The sequence below is a fragment of the Seohaeicola saemankumensis genome (genome assembly GCF_021021435.1).
Classification (GTDB): domain Bacteria; phylum Pseudomonadota; class Alphaproteobacteria; order Rhodobacterales; family Rhodobacteraceae; genus Seohaeicola.
Map to the genome: position 1 here is coordinate 1 of NZ_JAINWI010000066.1, position 621 is coordinate 621.

General features: G+C 58.5%; 1 protein-coding gene. It reads left to right on the forward strand.

What is annotated here, in order from left to right:
- Position 1: 1 nt before the first annotated feature.
- A partial coding sequence (locus K7H22_RS19980; protein ID WP_230802558.1) for a nucleotide sugar dehydrogenase occupies positions 2-621 on the forward strand: 620 nt, incomplete at its 3' end.

The window sequence follows — 621 nt, forward strand, 5'->3', positions numbered from 1 at the left end:
TATGAAGATCGCGATGATTGGCACGGGCTATGTGGGCCTTGTTTCGGGTGTTTGTTTTTCAGATTTCGGCCATGATGTGGTTTGCGTGGACAAGGACCCCGCGAAGATCGACAAGCTGAATGCAGGGATGGTGCCGATTTTCGAGCCGGGGCTTGAGGCATTGATGGCCAAGAACGTGGCGGCCGGCCGGTTGAGCTTCACCCTTGATCTGGCCTCGGCTGTTCAGGGGGCCGATGCGGTGTTTATTGCGGTGGGCACACCCACAAGGCGCGGCGACGGTCATGCCGATCTGGTCTATGTCTATGCGGCGGCTGAAGAAGTTGCGCGGGCGGCCAGCGAATATGTTGTGATCGTGACGAAATCGACTGTGCCTGTCGGCACGAACCGGCAGATGAAAAAGGTCATCCGCAAGGCCAATCCCGATCTGGATTTCGACGTTGCCTCGAACCCCGAATTCATGCGCGAGGGTGCCGCACTCGAGGATTTCATGAAACCCGACCGTGTGATCGTGGGGGTGCAGTCCGACCGCGCCGCCGAGGTCATGGCCGACATCTATCGCCCGCTCTATCTGCGTGATTTCCCGATCGTGACGACCGATCTGGAAAGCGCCGAGATGATCAA